The 16,158-nt window shown below is 37.6% G+C and carries 15 protein-coding genes and 1 other RNA gene; 7 read left to right on the forward strand and 9 right to left on the reverse strand.

Annotation, left to right across the window (positions count from 1 at the left end):
• Position 1: 1 nt before the first annotated feature.
• The gene (locus tag ACFVT8_RS16250; RefSeq protein WP_387083537.1) at positions 2-418 is read left to right on the forward strand and encodes a GNAT family N-acetyltransferase; all 417 of its coding nucleotides are present in this window, start codon (positions 2-4) and stop codon (positions 416-418) included.
• Between the two features lie 78 nt (positions 419-496).
• Positions 497-1,024, forward strand: coding sequence for a DinB family protein (locus tag ACFVT8_RS16255; protein ID WP_387083538.1), 528 nt, complete (start codon positions 497-499; stop codon positions 1,022-1,024).
• A 108-nt stretch (positions 1,025-1,132) separates the two neighbouring features.
• On the opposite strand, the gene dltD is transcribed toward ACFVT8_RS16255, so the two are convergent.
• From dltD to ACFVT8_RS16290, 7 genes are all read right to left on the reverse strand, one after another.
• Positions 1,133-2,308 (reverse strand): D-alanyl-lipoteichoic acid biosynthesis protein DltD, encoded by a 1,176-nt coding sequence (dltD, locus tag ACFVT8_RS16260; protein WP_387083539.1) that lies wholly within the window; start codon positions 2,306-2,308, stop codon positions 1,133-1,135.
• Positions 2,305-2,538 (reverse strand): D-alanine--poly(phosphoribitol) ligase subunit 2, encoded by a 234-nt coding sequence (gene dltC, locus ACFVT8_RS16265; RefSeq protein ID WP_387083540.1) that lies wholly within the window; start codon positions 2,536-2,538, stop codon positions 2,305-2,307. Before dltC ends, dltD begins: the two co-directional genes overlap by 4 nt.
• 62 nt (positions 2,539-2,600) lie before the next feature.
• Entirely contained in the window at positions 2,601-3,764 is a 1,164-nt protein-coding gene (dltB, locus tag ACFVT8_RS16270; protein WP_387083541.1) for a D-alanyl-lipoteichoic acid biosynthesis protein DltB, read from the reverse strand.
• Positions 3,761-5,233 carry a D-alanine--poly(phosphoribitol) ligase subunit DltA gene (gene dltA / locus ACFVT8_RS16275; RefSeq protein ID WP_387083542.1) on the reverse strand — a complete coding sequence of 491 codons (1,473 nt, stop codon included), beginning with the start codon at positions 5,231-5,233 and terminating at the stop codon, positions 3,761-3,763. The genes dltB and dltA overlap by 4 nt, the downstream gene beginning before the upstream one ends.
• An 18-nt stretch (positions 5,234-5,251) precedes the next feature.
• A complete protein-coding gene (locus tag ACFVT8_RS16280; protein WP_387083543.1) occupies positions 5,252-5,389 on the reverse strand; it encodes a teichoic acid D-Ala incorporation-associated protein DltX in 138 nt (45 codons plus the stop codon).
• A 672-nt stretch (positions 5,390-6,061) separates the two neighbouring features.
• Complete coding sequence (locus ACFVT8_RS16285; protein ID WP_387083544.1) at positions 6,062-7,699, reverse strand: alkaline phosphatase; 1,638 nt, start codon at positions 7,697-7,699, stop codon at positions 6,062-6,064.
• 212 nt (positions 7,700-7,911) lie between these two features.
• Entirely contained in the window at positions 7,912-9,156 is a 1,245-nt protein-coding gene (locus tag ACFVT8_RS16290; RefSeq protein ID WP_387083545.1) for a transglutaminase domain-containing protein, read from the reverse strand.
• Positions 9,157-9,433: 277 nt separating this feature from the next.
• Between ACFVT8_RS16290 and secG the strand changes: the two genes are divergently transcribed.
• The 5 genes from secG to ssrA all read left to right on the forward strand — a co-directional run bounded on the left by secG (position 9,434) and on the right by ssrA (position 14,531).
• Complete coding sequence (gene secG / locus ACFVT8_RS16295) at positions 9,434-9,661, forward strand: preprotein translocase subunit SecG (protein ID WP_387083546.1); 228 nt, start codon at positions 9,434-9,436, stop codon at positions 9,659-9,661.
• Between the two features lie 347 nt (positions 9,662-10,008).
• A complete protein-coding gene (locus ACFVT8_RS16300; protein WP_387083547.1) occupies positions 10,009-10,755 on the forward strand; it encodes an alpha/beta hydrolase in 747 nt (248 codons plus the stop codon).
• A gap of 35 nt (positions 10,756-10,790) precedes the next feature.
• Entirely contained in the window at positions 10,791-13,328 is a 2,538-nt protein-coding gene (gene rnr, locus ACFVT8_RS16305; RefSeq protein ID WP_387083548.1) for a ribonuclease R, read from the forward strand.
• 118 nt (positions 13,329-13,446) lie between these two features.
• Entirely contained in the window at positions 13,447-13,914 is a 468-nt protein-coding gene (gene smpB, locus ACFVT8_RS16310) for an SsrA-binding protein SmpB (RefSeq protein WP_387083549.1), read from the forward strand.
• A gap of 261 nt (positions 13,915-14,175) precedes the next feature.
• Positions 14,176-14,531: a transfer-messenger RNA gene (gene ssrA, locus ACFVT8_RS16315) on the forward strand.
• A 134-nt stretch (positions 14,532-14,665) separates the two neighbouring features.
• Here ssrA and ACFVT8_RS16320 read toward each other — a convergent pair.
• Positions 14,666-15,832 carry a site-specific integrase gene (locus tag ACFVT8_RS16320; RefSeq protein WP_387083550.1) on the reverse strand — a complete coding sequence of 389 codons (1,167 nt, stop codon included), beginning with the start codon at positions 15,830-15,832 and terminating at the stop codon, positions 14,666-14,668.
• A gap of 107 nt (positions 15,833-15,939) precedes the next feature.
• Positions 15,940-16,131, reverse strand: a complete 192-nt coding sequence (locus ACFVT8_RS16325; protein WP_038188781.1) for a hypothetical protein — start codon at positions 16,129-16,131, stop codon at positions 15,940-15,942.
• Positions 16,132-16,158: the final 27 nt, after the last annotated feature.

Raw genomic sequence — 16,158 nt, forward strand, 5'->3', positions numbered from 1 at the left:
TGTGAATATTAGAGAAGCGAATAAATTAGATTATCCGGAATTAAGAAAAATCTATCTTGAATCCCGTCGTGAAAATTTCCATTGGGCGGTCTTAGAAGAAATGACTTTAGACGATTTTGATAAAGATACTATAGAAGAACATATAATAGTAGCGGAAGAGGATCATCAAATACTTGGATTTGCTTCATTATACTTGCCAGATAACTTCATTCATAATTTATTTATTCATCCTAATTTCTTAGGGAAAGGTGTAGGGGGTCACTTACTAAATGCTTCCGTTAACAAAATGAATAAACCGTTAAGATTAAAATGTGTATCTGAAAATCATAAAGCGTTGAAATTTTATGAGAAGAATGGTTGGAAGAAGGTAATTGAAGAAGGGGAGAAGGAAAAATATTGGGTTATGAAATATGAATAAAGGATTAACAAGGTATTAAATAAACTTCACATAAGAGGGGTTCCGAGTTCATTTGTAATGAAGAAGGGGGGCAGGAGCATGAATTTTAATATGAAGGAAGCTATTGAAATTCTGGAGCGTACACCGCAAACATTGGAGTGTTTATTGATCGGATTATCAGATGAGTGGCTACAATGCAATGAAGGGGAAGGAACATGGAATGCTCATGAAGTGATAGACCATCTGATTGAGGGAGAGAAGAATAATTGGATGCCACGATTAGAATTTATCCTTAAAGAAGGTGAAGGAAAGGCATTTCCCCCATTTGATCGATATGCTCATTTACACAAAGAGAATGAAGGTTCTATTCAACAAGCATTATTGGAATTTAAGGAGATTAGAGCTATAAATATAAACAAGCTACAGGCTCTTCTTAATCCTGATTTGCAACTAGAATTGCAAGGGTATCATCCTGATTTTGGTGTAGTAAAAGTAAGGGAATTACTTTCTACGTGGGTTGTTCATGATTTAACGCATATCTCTCAAATTGTTAGAGTAATGGCAAAGCGATATACAACAGATGTTGGACCGTGGAGTGAATACTTAGGAATATTAAAAAAGAACTAAGGTAACGGTGCACTCTCGCACAAAAATACATCTTATTAAAAAAGAGACAGTCTTAAGTGAGTAACACTTTAGACTGTCTCTACGTTCATTAAACGAGAACAATGCACTTTATTTCTGTGCCCAATATTTGTCTAGCTCTTGATCTAGATAGACCCAGCCCTTCCATGCAATATGAATCGTATCCATAATGAAATAAGGATCATAGTCATGACCTGAGAAATCAACAAATGGAACACCATTATCAGTCAATATCTGGTTCATTTTTGCGTAATATTTTTCACGACGATCAGCAGGATATTCAGTGTAGTCATACCAATGACCGTTTACTGGGATAGAAACGAATAGAGGCTTTGCACCAGCATCTTTTAAAATATCAATGACAAGCTGTAAATCCTCATATTCAGGTGAAGTCGTATAATCTTCGTTTTTGCGCATTCCTTCAAACTTTTTAATATTAGCATTTACAAGACGTTTATAAAATCTGTTTTCAATCATTAAATCATTGGAAACACGTTTTTCGCCATATTTTTCGGCATTTTGTAGTTGTTGCTCAAAGGTTTGGTCAACAACTAGTTTGTCATTGTTTTTTAACTTACTTCCTTCTCGAGGGAAGAGCGAGTAATACAAATCTTTTTTCTCTAAAAGTGCCTTTTGGACATGGCCGGCCATCACTGCAAGTCGCCCGATGATTGGTTTTTCCTTACCACCAGATAATTTATATTCATAAATTGTTTTTAGCAGCTCATCACGATTGACAGTATCAAATTCAAGCAGGCGTTTCATTCCTCGATTTCGAAGATCTTCATCAATGTCCTTATTATATGCTAAATCATATGCATGCAACATCGAATAGTTAGGAGAAAAATGTAATTCATTCATTCCCTTTTTCGTAAACCATTGTGGGGAAACGATGAAGACAATTTTCTTATCCTTTAAATTCTTTTCCTGTGCAGCAAAATTTAAAAAGTGTGTAATAGACTGCATTCCACCACGCCCGACCATAAATGTCGTATACGGAGCATTTGTAGCTCGAGCATAATTATAAGGGTGGAAAGGGTCAAAACGATTTAATTCTGAGGAGCCGTATAAAGGCAGAGTGTTAGGCTCCTGTAACATCCGCTCCTGGAAATACATCCCTTGGAACACTAATGGAGACATACTTGTCTTTGCCTGCTCTACATCTTCATCTGAAATCCAAGCTTTTATCCAGGAATTAGGGAAGAATATCAAGGCGGCAAAAAGAACAAAAGCAATTAATATTGATAGAAAGCCTTTCTTAATCATTGTCTTTCAGCTAATTCCGCTGCAATACGATTTGGCGTGTTCCATTCCTCACGGTTGAAATCAGTAATTGGCACTGAAATATTAAAACGGTTTTCAATTTCCACTAATAAATTAATTGTACCGAATGAATCAAGAAGTCCTTCTTCAAATAAATCGATATCTTGGTTTTCTAAAATGATATCGTCCTCACATAACTCTACTAGCATTTCTAAAACTTGTTGTTTATCCATATTATAAATCTCCTTTATTGTTTAGGCTGCGGTATTCATAAAAACATGAACAGAGCCATTAATTAAAATAATGTTCCTGAAAAAATATAGAAACCAAAGCAGATGGCGTTAAACGTAATAAATACGCCGATTGCATGAGTCCATTTATTTTTCGGCCAAATCTTACGCTTCTTATTCCAACGTTCAAATTTATCGAAGCAGATAATTAACAGGGCATGGTAGAGACCGTAGACAACAAAGTGCAATTCTAATCCGTGCCAAATACCCATTAAAAAGAACAGTAAAAAGAAGCCAAGATAAGAAACTGTATATTTGTTTTTAATCCATTTTTTCTTAGTCATCCAAAGTACGAAGCGCATATAAACATAATCCCTGAACCAGAATGAAAGGCTCATATGCCAACGGTTCCAGAAGTCTTTAATATTGCGACTCGCAAATGGACGGTTAAAGTTAATTGGCGTTTGAACACCCATAATGCGACTGACACCAACTGCAAAAGCACTATAACCTGCGAAATCAAAAAATAGATAAAAACTATACATATACATATACGCTATTTGCCCTTGAAAAGGTGTCAAATAGTTATAAGTTTGATTTGGTAAATAAATAAGTGTGTAGTTGTATATTAAATAAGCCAAAATAAATTTATATAAAAAGCCTACAAATATATAATTGATCCCACTTAACAGGAGCTTTTGATAGTCTTGACCAGATGGCACTGTGTGCATATCTTTATAAAAGCGTCTCCAACGATCAATAGGTCCCGAAGTTATTGTTGGGAAGAACAGTAAGAAATAAGCAAGCTCAACTACTGAAATTTTATCCTTAATTAAGCCATCACGTGTTTCTAAAATCATTTGTACCGACTTAAAGGTAATATAGGATACCCCTAAAAATCCGAATAAATTATTAAGGCCAAGCATAGGCAGAACCTTCACAAGTACAAGTGGCAAAATGGACAGCAGTACAGCAATTACGAATACGGACGTGCTATTCTTCTGTGAGCGATATTTTTGGTAACCGACAATTAATAGTAACTGAAATACTGTAAATAGTATAAGAGAAGTTGAGCCATTAAGGGAGTTACCAAAGATAAGAGCTAACACGATAATCGAAATAAAGATATTATAGCGTTTAGCTGATTTCCCACGTAGTCCTAAAATAATGGTTGGCAATAATAAAATACCAATGATGATGAAGAAAAATATATTTCCATAAGCCGTCATACTGTTTCCATAACCGCCAATCCTTTACGATCAACTTTACCGTTAGTATTTAAAGGTAAAGTGTCAATGTATTTGAACGTTTTCGGAATCATATAAGATGGTAAATACTCCGCTAATAATGTTTTGAGCTGCTTCGTCATTTTGAAGGCAGAGTCTGTCAATGGTTCTCGTAGAACAACAAATGCACTTAGTGAAACAATTTCATCATCTTTTGAAATAGGTATAACAACACAGCTAGCAACAGCTGGAAGATTGCCAATTTGCTTTTCAATTTCCTCGATTTCTAAACGATAACCGTGTAGTTTCACCTGAAAATCTTTTCGTCCAGAAAAGAACAGATAGCCATCTTTTTCATAACCAACGTCCCCAGTTTTATAAATACGTTGATCCCCTATTGTAGGAAACGCTTTAAGTGTTAAATCAGGTGCCCCAAGATAACCTGCACTTACAGTCGGTCCAGAAATAATAATCTCGCCATCTTCTTGCAAGGATAGATTAGGCTCAGATAGAGGAGCGATTGGTAATTGGTCAAATTGTTCCAAAAGTTCCTTTGTTACTTCTACATAGGATACAGCAACGGTTGTTTCAGTAGGACCGTATAAGTTAAAAATAGAAGCTTGTGGGAAGCGCTGCATTAACTCTTTAGATACGGATACTGGTAAAACCTCTCCGCAGAATAAAAATGTATCTAAAGAAGGCATTAACGCCTGATCCCATTCTTTGTTCATTAAACATATCTTCGCAAATGAAGGTGTAGACGTCCAAACGCGAATATCAGATGAAGCTAATGACTCAAATAACGCTTTTGGATTAGCGATTTGCTCTTGCGTAATAGCGTAAAGTGTTTGCCCACTAACGAGTGCAGGATATAAATCCATCACAGATAAATCAAAGGAATAAGGCGCTTGATTTAGAAACACACCAGACTCCTGTAAAGGGAAATGTTCATGCATCCAAGCAACAAAATGTGCTAAATTATCAGCTGTAATTTGAACACCTTTTGGCTTTCCAGTAGAACCGGATGTGTAAATAATATAATGAATTTCTTGATCCTTAACCCAAGTTGAAGGCTCTGTCGAAATGCTTGTAGCTTGAGCCACTAAATCACTTACTTCTACTACAGGGACTGCTTGATTCAAGCTTAATGCTTCAGTTTTAAGTAACAAGCAGGCCTCAGAAGCTTCTATAATAATCTGTAATCTTTCAGACGGTGTAGAAGAGTCAACCGGTACATATGGATGACCTGCCTTTACAGCACCTAAAAAGGCAACGATTTGTAAAGGTGACATATGCCCGTAAACAACGATAGGTTGTTGTCTTTTTAAATCAAGAGCCATTAAATATTGTGCTACACAATCAGAAAGTTGCCAAAGCTCACCATACGTTAAGGACTCACTATTGGTTTGATATGCAGTTCGGTGTGGATGCTGCTGTGCCACTTTTTGAATAGCCTCTAAAATACTTAACATAGTTTATATCTCCTTTTTTTAAAATTCCGTATATATAAATGGTCCTGCGTTCATATCATGGAAGCCATGAATAAGAAACAAGAGCACCAAAATGATGAAATAAAATAACGTAAAGCCTATAAAACGTAAATGCTCATTATTTTTAATGGATTGCATTTGTCCACCTCCAATTAAAAATGAAAAAAGATTATAACTTTGTAAATATACTAAATAAATAGACATTTTTTCAAGTTTTTTCTAAAAAATTAATCTTTCATTAATTAAATTTTTAACACTGTTTTGACGGATTGTAGATAAAAATGTTGCTAAATTTCTAGATATTCATAAAATCATAAGATTAATTTAAGGTAAAATTAAGGTTTCGAAAAAGTGCCTAAAATACAGGGAAGAAAGTGATTTTTAAATACTCTTTGGTCCACCTCAACTTGAAATTTACTAAACTTATAATCATTTTTTATTATCGCTGTTTTTGCGCTTCATGTGTACTTAAAAAATCCTTAAATATAGTAATAGGACATTTGACAACGATTTATGCAACTAACCATTTGTTTGGTTAGTTGCATAATAAATGAAAGTAAAAACAAAGTAAAATCAAAGAAAATTCGAATAAAATATGAAATGCAAAGGAGGATAAACAATATGGAAGCTTAGTAAGGACTGTTGCAGAAACGTATTTTAGCAAAAAGAAAAGCGCCACCATCAAGTTAATTATCCTTATGATAGCGCAATTATTCTTATCCCAGTACAGAATCAAAAGTAGGTGGGAGATTAACTCCTGTAAAAGCCCGATTGGTGAAGACTAATAATCAGTGGTCGCTGATTATAGGTTCACTTAAGAGCATTTAACACTTTTTTAGAAACGTAAAAATCAGTGCCATTGTAGACATTGATGGTGTCAAACGTATGCGTTTTCGCTGTCTTGGCTTGTTCGTATATTAAAATGTTCTTATTAACTGGGAGTGTAATGGTTACATCATTTTTTCGTGCAATAAATTTAGGGTTTTCTTTATCAGTTAAGTCAATTTTGGATGTGTAGCCTTTTTCAGTGAAAGCCTTCGTTGCAGGTATATATAAATCATCCGTAAGCTTCTTTAAATCGAAGTCCATAAACTTTGCCATTGCATGTGCTAAATCCGTGTTTTCTACAAGTCCTGTAATTTTAGATGGTCCGAATGAGTATAAGAATACATCATCACCAGTATGCCCACCGGTTGTAAAGCCAATGTTGGCGCGATTTGCAAGCATTTTTACCATTTCATCTCCCGTATCTTCAGCTAATTGTAATGTTGTTAGCTCGTCCACAGATAGATCATCTAATCCGTAAAGTGCAGCGACTTCTACAATATTTGATTTATCTTCTTTTAATTGGCTTAGCGCACCTTCAATAGTCATTTTAGCTTTCTTAAGAGGAGCGATATAGGAAGAGACAGGTGTGTGGGGATAAGTTCTTGAAGTGTTGGTATTCCCCATTGAAATACCACTGTTGGCATGGTCTGTAACAGCAATGACCATAGTATTACCATCTTCTTTTGCAAAATCAACAGCTTCCTTGACTGCAGCATCAAACGCTAAAATATCGCTAATCATACCAATTGTGTCATTGGCGTGCGCAGCCCAGTCCACTTTACTACCTTCTATAAATAGAAAGAAGCCGTGTTCATTCTTTTTAAGGGTATCAATAGCTTTACCTGTCATCTCAGCAAGAGTTGGCTCGGATGCTCTTGTTTTGGCACGATCTATATCGTAAGCAAGGGCACCTGGAGCAAAGCTACCCCAAATTTTTGACGCTTTACTTTTTAAAAGCTCATCACGCGTTTTAACGATGTCGTAATTTTCTTCCTTAAGGACATCCACTAAATTCTCGCCATCTTTACGAGCATTTTTAGTTGTGCCTGGTGCCAAAGACTCTAAGCCACCGCCTAACACAACATCAATGTTTTGATAAACTTGCTGCTCTGCGATGTCATCATATTGGCTTCTATGTTTCACATGAGCAGAAAAGCCAGCTGGTGTAGCATGTTGAATTTCCGAAGTAGAAATCAATCCAGTTGCCTTGCCTTGCTGTTTAGCTCCTTCTAAAACATTGGCTACAGGCCTATAAGCGTCCTCTTTGGCAATTTGCTCTAGCCCTGGTGAATTAATAACGGATGGTAGCACACCCACAAATTTATTATTTGACTTATGACCAGTTGCTAACGCAGTAGCGGCAGGAGCTGAATCAGTAATGGCTGAATCGGCAGAGTATGTACGCACTGCCCCTGATAAAATTTCATCCATCGCTAAGCTTTTACCTTTGTACCAACGAGAAAGTGTAACGGCATTATTACTACTACCATCCATAACGAGCATAATCACATTTGTTGGCTTCCTTACTTGAGAGGCTTGTACTTGCGGCCCTGCGATACTAATTGACGATAAAGCAATGGCACTAGCTAACAACAATGAACTCCATTTTTTTGATTTCATGATTTTTCTCCTTTTGGTGTATTCACAAGTAAGCTTAAAGGAAGGTTAAAGTAAGGATGAATTAAGAGGGGATATTGTTAATTCTTAAAGCGTGAGGTTGATTTGACTAGGCGTTTCCCAGGGGCTAATCCCCTAGGAATCGCCTAACCAATTTTTATCATGTGTGTGTAGAAAATAGAATCTGACTTACTATCTAGTGAAGAAGGCGTAGGTTATAAATTTTGTGAATGCTTTTCACCGTCAATGGTTTCGTATAATAAAGCCCCTTTATCATCAATGAACAGGTTTAGAACCTCTTCCTCTAATAACACTTCTTCTGAGCCGTCGTTTAAAAATATTTTCGTTAAAAAGCCGGCATTATCATAATCACTGCAATAAATCGCATCGTCAGAAGCCGCCAAGTAGTAGCAGGATGTTTCTGTAATTTGTTTGTTTTGTTTTGTTACTAAATCATAGGCGTATACCATACCATCAGCTATGCTATTATAATAAATAACGTTTCCAACAGTATCTGTGTACCACATATCATGCATAAAATCGTATGCATTACTTGTAGCAGCAAAATAGTTTTCATTTGCCCATACATGATCTTCACTTAGTTTCTCGTCATTTACTAAAAAATATGCGTAGGCAATAGCATAAGGTTCATCAGGATTGACATCATTCCAAGTCGTATCAACATGGTACCAATCACCATTAACATTTACTAAATTCCATGCGTGAAGCTGATTATCGCTATAGCCGTATACATATTTAGCATCAAGGCCAGCCGCCAAAAATAAACGATAGGCTAATAGTGCATAAGCTTGACAAACGCCAGTTTTTTTACTGATTAATTCATAAACGGACTGTCCTTCTAACGCATCTTCATCAGAATAAGTGGCTAGTTGTACGACAAAGTCATTAACGGCTTTAGCACGATGAAAATCATCCATGTCTTTTGTAATAAACTTATTTGCAAATTCCTGAACATAAGCATCAACTTTCTTTTCCTTCTTGGCATCCGTTATATATGTAAAATCAAACTCTACCTCGTAGCCATTATCTACTTCCCGTACTTCTCCGTTAAAATCATCGATATATCCTGCTGTATAAGGATTAACGAAAGAAATTATGTTATAAATATCATTTAATTGTTTTTCAAATGTATCCCAATCTAATTTGCCTCTATACATTACTGTAAAGTGAGGGTCAAATTCTGCTACATGCTTTTCGACTTTTCTTGAAAATTGTAGCAAAGCGGGATCTTCCTTGAATAATGTCGTTGAAAAAAGATCTTCCGCAGAAAACTCAACTGATTGTGCTTTACTAGTAGGCTCCTTGTGATCCATAGAGGTCTCTTCTCTAGATTCAGGTTCCTCTGGTAATGCTACTTCGATGGCTTTGATAACAGCCGAGCAAGCGGTAAGCATGCTTAAAATAATAAGCAAAAAAATCAGCAATATACTCTTTTTCATAATTCCTCCCATTATAATTATATTATTGGCGCATCACTAAAACGTGAAGTTGATTTCAGCGCTTTCCTGCCCATCCACACTCCAGGAATGGTCTATGTGGCGACTATGTTTTTAACTATTATAGGATAATGTGGATGCAAGGTGGTATGTTGATTTTTCGGTAAAACTAACCGGTAGAGGGATATTGAGGGCATTTATTAATCTCAGTTTGTCAAGAGAACCTTTTTTTGTTATAATGTGATATGTTGTGATGTTCGAAGTTCGGGAGGTGCAGTGAATGCATACAGTAGTATTAGTTTCATTAGTTATCGTATCAATAGCGTTAATCGTTGTAGTATTACTTCAATCTAGTAAAAGTGCAGGCTTGTCAGGTGCCATCTCGGGTGGAGCTGAACAACTATTTGGAAAGCAAAAAGCACGCGGTATGGATCTAATCCTTCACCGTGTAACAATTGTGTTAGCAATAATATTCTTTATTTTAGCACTCGCTATTACAAAAATCTAATAGTTGAAGATATATCGCCTAACCTTATTGGTTGGGCGTTTTCTTTTATGGTTACATAGTTGGTTCAGCAAAGCGAAGCGGGGAAATACCCGCGAATTTGCAAAATGGCGGATGGAAAAGCTAGTGATGGATAGGATCCTCAAAATCGTGGATAGAAGAGCCAAAATGATGGATAGGATCCCCGAAATCGTGGATAGAAGAGCCTAAATGCCGGATAGAATCCTCAAAATGCTAAAAAAGCCCATAAAATTAATCAATAAAACCTCTAACAATCGCCAAAGCTTTTGAGGAAGCTTCGGTATGGCTATAATGGTTATAGTATGTATTTGGATGAAGGAGAGCTCGCAATGAAAAAATCGTTATCACAGCCTTTTTTCTTTCAGGCAGGACCTAGAGCAGTTTTATTATTGCATGGATTTACGGGAAGCTCGGCGGATGTGCGAATGCTTGGTAGATATTTAGAGAAAAAAGGGTATACTACATTAGCACCTCATTATAAAGGTCACGGTGTGGAACCAGAGGAACTTATTACAACAGGTCCTGCTGATTGGTGGCAGGATGTCGTAGCCGCGTACAAACAGTTACAGGATGCGGGTTATGAAGAAATTGCGGTTGCTGGCTTGTCATTGGGTGGTGTAATGGCTTTAAATGTTGCGCTGAATAACCCGATTAAAGGTATAGTGACAATGTGTTCCCCAATGACGATGCGTACAACAGATGTTATGTTTCAAGGTGTACTAAAATATGCAAGGGACTATAAAAAGTTCCAAGGTAAAGACGAGGAGCAAATTGAAGCTGAAGTTGCGTTAATTGCCGAAAAGGGCATGCCATCTTTACAAGAGTTGCGAGAATTTATTGCTCGGACACGTCAGGAAATTGACATGATTTATGCACCAATTTTTGTCGTACAGGCGACAAATGATGAGGTAATTGAGACAGAATCTGCCAACATTATATATAATCAAACTGAGTCACTTGAAAAACAGATCAAGTGGTATGAAAACTCAAAACATGTTATTACGTTAGATCAAGAAAAAGATCAGTTACATGAAGATATTTATCGCTTTTTAGAAAGCCTAAATTGGGCACAATAAAACATATAAGGATTTTCTCATGAAGGAGGGAAATTATGAAAGACCAAAAAGATACACTACAAAGTCGTTTACTCGATTTTTTCGGTGAAGAAGAATATAAACCATTAACCGTTGGTGAAATCGAAGACGTATTTGGCTTTGAAGATGCTGACGAATTTAAAGAATTAGTGAAAACGTTAGTGCGTATGGAGGGGCAAGGCTTAGTTGTACGTTCTCGCTCTAATCGTTATGGCCTGCCAGAGCGCATGAATTTACTTCGAGGTAAATTTATCGGACACGCGAAAGGCTTTGGCTTTGTGACACCTGATATTGAGGGGATGGATGATGTTTTCATTCCACCGCATGAAATAAATGGTGCGATTAACGGCGATATCGTTTTAATACGTGTTTTAAAGGAATCATTCGGTGATCGCCGTGAAGGAACTGTAACAAAGGTAGTAGAACGTGGACAGACGAGCTTTGTTGGAACGTTCCAAGCAAATCGAGGCTTTGGCTTTGTTGTTTTAGATGACAAAAAACTACCGATGGACATTTTCATTGCTAAGGGAGATACGTTAGGGGCTGTCGACGGACACAAGGTTGTCGTTGAGGTAGCTACTTGGCCAGAAGATTTAAAATCAGCAACAGGTTATATCACTAAAATTTTAGGGCACAAAAATGATCCAGGTGTGGATATCTTATCTATTTTATATAAACATGACATTCCACCTGAATTCCCTGAAGAAGTGGTTGCTGCTGCACAACGAGTACCAGATGAAATTACAGAGGCAGATTTAGAGGGCCGCCGTGATTTACGCCACGAAACGATTGTGACAATCGATGGAGCTGACGCGAAGGACTTGGATGATGCTGTAACCGTAACGAAAAATGTAGACGGTACTTATAAACTTGGCGTACATATTGCAGATGTTAGTTATTATGTAACACAAGGCTCTGTAATAGATGTTGAAGCTTATGATCGTGCAACGAGTGTATATTTAACAGACCGCGTTATTCCAATGATTCCACACCGATTATCGAATGGAATCTGTTCATTAAATCCACAAGTTGACCGTCTAGTACTGTCTTGTGAAATGATTATTGATGCAAATGGTAATGTGATTTCACATGAAATTTTCCAAAGTGTCATTAAAACAACTGAGCGTATGACATATAGAGACGTTTACAAAATTTTAGAGGAGCAAGACGCAGAGCTAATTGCCCGCTATGAGCCACTAGTACCAATGTTTAAACATATGGCTGAGCTGTCTAACATTTTACGTACTAAACGTGAAATGCGTGGTGCTATTGACTTTGACTTTAAAGAATCTAAAGTGATCGTAGACGAAGATGGCTGGCCAGTAGATATTGAATTACGTGAACGTACAGTCGCTGAGAAATTAATTGAAGATTTCATGCTAGCTGCCAATGAAACAGTAGCAGAGCACTTCCATTGGATGAATGTACCGTTCCTTTACCGTATTCACGAAGATCCAAAGCCAGAAAAGCTACAACGCTTCTTTGAATTTGTCACGAATTTCGGTATTTTAATCAAAGGTACAGGAAACACAGTACATCCAAAGGCACTACAAGATGTATTAAAAGCCATTGAAGGTATGCCAGAGGAGCCTGTTATTTCAACGATGCTTCTACGCTCAATGCAGCAGGCAAAATATTACCCTGAAAGCCTAGGTCACTTTGGTTTATCAACTGATTTCTATACACACTTTACGTCACCAATTCGACGTTATCCTGACTTAATTGTCCATCGTTTAATTCGTACGTATTTAATTAATAAAGATACTTCAAAAGAAACAGTTGCACAGTGGAGTATGGCGATGGATGAAATTGCTGACCATACGTCAGAACGTGAACGCCGTGCTGTCGATGCAGAACGTGATACAGACTCACTGAAAAAGGCACAGTATATGTCCGATAAAATTGGTGAAGAATTCGAAGGGATCGTTTCATCCATTACAAACTTCGGGATTTTCGTGGAGCTACCAAACACGATTGAAGGACTTGTCCATATTAGCAATATGACAGATGACTACTACCGCTTCGATGATCGTCAAATGATTATGATAGGTGAACGTACAAATCGCCAATTCCGTATTGGTGATGAAGTTACAGTACGTGTAGCAAATGTTATTATTGAGGAGTCATCAATTGACTTTGAAATCGTCGGAATGGTAACTTCTTATGGACGAACTCGAAAAGCAGCACCTACTGTTATTCACGCACGCAAAAATTATAGCGACAACAAAGATGGTCGTAATGGCCGCAAAGGTGGTCGCAACGGGGAAGAGCGAGGCGGACGCAACAGTCGCAGTGGCCGCAACGAAGAAGAACGAGGCGGACGTGGCAGTCGCAGTGGCCGCAACGAAGAAGAACGAGGCGGACGTGGCAGTCGCAGTGGCCGCAATGAAGAAGGACGAGGCGGACAAGGAGAGCGACGTGAAAACGACCGTGATCCACGAGGACGCCGCAAAGATGGCTCAAGCCCAGGCCCTAAAAAAGGCGTGAAGCAAAAGCAAAAGTTCTACGAGGGCGTCGCTAAGAAAAACAAAAAGAAAAAACCAAAACGTAAATAACGCAAAAGTATTTGTGGAGGCACCAATTAACGCTTTAAAGCAATTTGAAGCGGGTGCTTTCACTTTATCAATAAAAGCAGGTTAACCCTGCTCAACCTTTAAGTAGAGGGTGAATAATATGGCAAAAGGTACTGGCAAAGTATTAGCACAAAACAAAAAAGCCGGGCACGACTACTTCATTGAAGACACAATCGAAGCGGGCATGGTGCTTACAGGCACAGAAATTAAATCCATCCGTGCGGGAAGGGTCCAACTAAAAGAATCCTATGTACAAATTCGTAGCGGTGAAGCATGGATCAACAATATGCACGTCAGCTCATTCGAACAAGGCAACCGCTTCAACCACGACCCACTGCGCGCCCGCAAGCTACTGCTTCATAAAAAGCAAATCGGCGAGCTAGTCGGTGCCGTAAAACGTGACGGCTACACAATCGTCCCATTAAAAATGTACATTAAAGACGGCTACGCCAAACTCTTAATCGGAGTCGGCAAAGGGAAAAAAGATTACGACAAACGTAACGACATGCGCAAAAAAGAAGCAAAACGCGACATGGAACGCGCCTTCAAAGCAAAAAATCAAGATTAATAGATTGTTAGAAAGCTCACTATTTTTGGATGGTGAGCTTTTTGTATTTCTATTAGAAAGCTATTATGAAATAAGAAAATCATTGTGAGCTAGCCAATTTTTTCTATCATTGCGGGACACTTGAACTATAGCTAATTTTGTTTTATAATATGTATTACTGAATGCCAGATTACATGGTAGCGTACTTTTAGCTCCCACCGTACTAGAAGAAATTCTAGCTCCTTTACTTGAACGAGGCTACATGCTTCGATTCATATTCAAGGGGACGTTACGGATTCGACAGGGATGGTTCAAGCTTTGGTCGCGCGTCGGAGGTCTCGGCTCCGTCATCAACGGAAGTTATATAATAACTGGCAAACAACAAAACTTAGCTTTCGCAGCGTAAGCTCTTAAGCGCTCTGCCTCTCTATCGCCCATGTAGAGAACGTAGGGCCCAACTTTAGTGGGATACGGTCGGTGGTGCAACCTGAGTCACCGGCAAGAGATTTCCAGGTTAGCGTACAGGACGCCTGTTTGTCGGCATAATGTTACGTGAATCGTAAATAGGCAAACTACACGCGTAGAAGCTGAAGTATTGGAGTTTCTGGACGCGGGTTCGACTCCCGCCGTCTCCATTTTTTAGAAATCAAATGATTTCATTGAGTGTCAAAATCCTTGATATATAAGGGTTTTGACACTTTTTTAGTTTCAATGGATTTCATTGATTTTCATTTAAAAATAGTCAATTTACAGTCAAAAAATAGTCAGTGATTTAACCTTCTAAATAATCCACGAATTTTTGTATGGCGCCTTCCTTGGCCTTTTTCGTGACGTGTGTATAAATATCTAAAGTAGTCTTTACATCAGAATGGCCCAAACGGTCTTGAACTGCTTTAATGCTTGCACCAGCTTCAAATAAAAGAGAACAGTGCGTATGGCGTAATCCATGTGGTGAGACCCGCTTCAACGTATATTTATTTTGTACACTATACATCCACTTTTGCACTTGTACTGGCTGGATATATTCATTTTTTGTATTGCTGAACATCAATTGATTATTCTTCAGCGTATTTATACCTAGTTGAATATATTGCTGTTTTTGGAGCTTATTCCATTCTTTTAAGATCAATAAAGTTGTTTCATCCAGTTTAATTGTGCGTGGCTTACCGGTCTTGGTCGTTTTTAAATAAAGCTTTGTTTGTTTACCACGGCCAATTGCTTTATTAATTGTGAGTTCACTTTCTACAAAGTTCACATCGTTCCACGTTAATGCTAGTGCCTCACTTTTTCTCATCCCTGTATAGGCAATTAAACGTAGTAGGGCAAATGCCTTGAAGTTAAGATGCTCTTTTGCCTTTTCTAGAAAGGTAATTAGCTCATTTTTTATATAAAAGTTTTCGCTACCTTCTTCTACACTTTCAGTAAATGCTTTTTTTACTTTGGTTTCAACATGGGTAAATGGGTTCGTTTGAATAAAGCCATGTACAATAGCAAAGTCTAAAACTTTTTTCGCGTAAGATTTAATTGTACGAGCTTTTTGAACCTTTGCCGCCCACTCGTTGTAGTGTTTTTGGCAAATAGCAATGGTGATTTTTTCAATACGATAATGTCCCATGGCAGGTAAGATATGATTTTTAAAGTAGCCAACTGTTTTAACAAACGTACTTTCTTCTACAGTTTTTTCATATTGAATTATCCAAATATCATATACTTCCTGGTAGGTTTCAGCGCTCTTTTGTTTGTATGAACCTTCAGATACTTGAAGTTTAATACGTGCTAAAGCGAGCTCAGCTTCTTTTTTTGTTTTAAATCCACGTCTTGTAGTGTTTTTTGCTTTCCCAGTTAGTTCATCTGTACCTAGAAAGACGCGAAACATATATAGCGTTTTACCAGCTTTATTTTGGTAACTTTTTATGGGTGAAGAATTGTTTTTAGCCATAGTGATCCTCCTAATATCGTTGCGGGGGCAAGATATAAAAGAGAGGATTGATCCTCACAGTTATAATATATAATTTAACTGGGGAAAAATCCTCTTGTAGAACTTGATTAAGAGCTGTATTCTTCTAAAAAGCGATCGATTTCTTTTTTTGCTACTCGTTTTATGCCCTCAATTTCGCATACTTTTAAGCCAAGTAAACGAAATTTTTTGAATGTATTGTATGAGACGCCAGCGTAAATAGCTGCTTCTTTTAACGAGAACCATTCCTTTGGAAAGGTGAATTCATATCCTTGATTCAATTAGTCCACTCCTAGCGTTTAATTTAT

Origin of the sequence: Lysinibacillus sp. NPDC058147 (genome assembly GCF_042884205.1) — a bacterium.
In the GTDB taxonomy this organism is placed as follows: Bacteria; Bacillota; Bacilli; order Bacillales_A; family Planococcaceae; genus Lysinibacillus.

What these genes read in the sequence shown, in the direction of transcription:
- ACFVT8_RS16255 (WP_387083538.1), top strand. Translation starts at nt 497, where the DNA reads ATGAATTTTAATATGAAGGAAGCTATTGAAATTCTGGAGCGTACACCG.
- dltD (WP_387083539.1), bottom strand. Translation starts at nt 2,308, where the DNA reads ATGATTAAGAAAGGCTTTCTATCAATATTAATTGCTTTTGTTCTTTTT.
- dltC (WP_387083540.1), bottom strand. Translation starts at nt 2,538, where the DNA reads ATGGATAAACAACAAGTTTTAGAAATGCTAGTAGAGTTATGTGAGGAC.
- dltB (WP_387083541.1), bottom strand. Translation starts at nt 3,764, where the DNA reads ATGACGGCTTATGGAAATATATTTTTCTTCATCATCATTGGTATTTTA.
- dltA (WP_387083542.1), bottom strand. Translation starts at nt 5,233, where the DNA reads ATGTTAAGTATTTTAGAGGCTATTCAAAAAGTGGCACAGCAGCATCCA.
- ACFVT8_RS16280 (WP_387083543.1), bottom strand. Translation starts at nt 5,389, where the DNA reads ATGCAATCCATTAAAAATAATGAGCATTTACGTTTTATAGGCTTTACG.
- ACFVT8_RS16285 (WP_387083544.1), bottom strand. Translation starts at nt 7,699, where the DNA reads ATGAAATCAAAAAAATGGAGTTCATTGTTGTTAGCTAGTGCCATTGCT.
- ACFVT8_RS16290 (WP_387083545.1), bottom strand. Translation starts at nt 9,156, where the DNA reads ATGAAAAAGAGTATATTGCTGATTTTTTTGCTTATTATTTTAAGCATG.
- secG (WP_387083546.1), top strand. Translation starts at nt 9,434, where the DNA reads ATGCATACAGTAGTATTAGTTTCATTAGTTATCGTATCAATAGCGTTA.
- ACFVT8_RS16300 (WP_387083547.1), top strand. Translation starts at nt 10,009, where the DNA reads ATGAAAAAATCGTTATCACAGCCTTTTTTCTTTCAGGCAGGACCTAGA.
- rnr (WP_387083548.1), top strand. Translation starts at nt 10,791, where the DNA reads ATGAAAGACCAAAAAGATACACTACAAAGTCGTTTACTCGATTTTTTC.
- smpB (WP_387083549.1), top strand. Translation starts at nt 13,447, where the DNA reads ATGGCAAAAGGTACTGGCAAAGTATTAGCACAAAACAAAAAAGCCGGG.
- ACFVT8_RS16320 (WP_387083550.1), bottom strand. Translation starts at nt 15,832, where the DNA reads ATGGCTAAAAACAATTCTTCACCCATAAAAAGTTACCAAAATAAAGCT.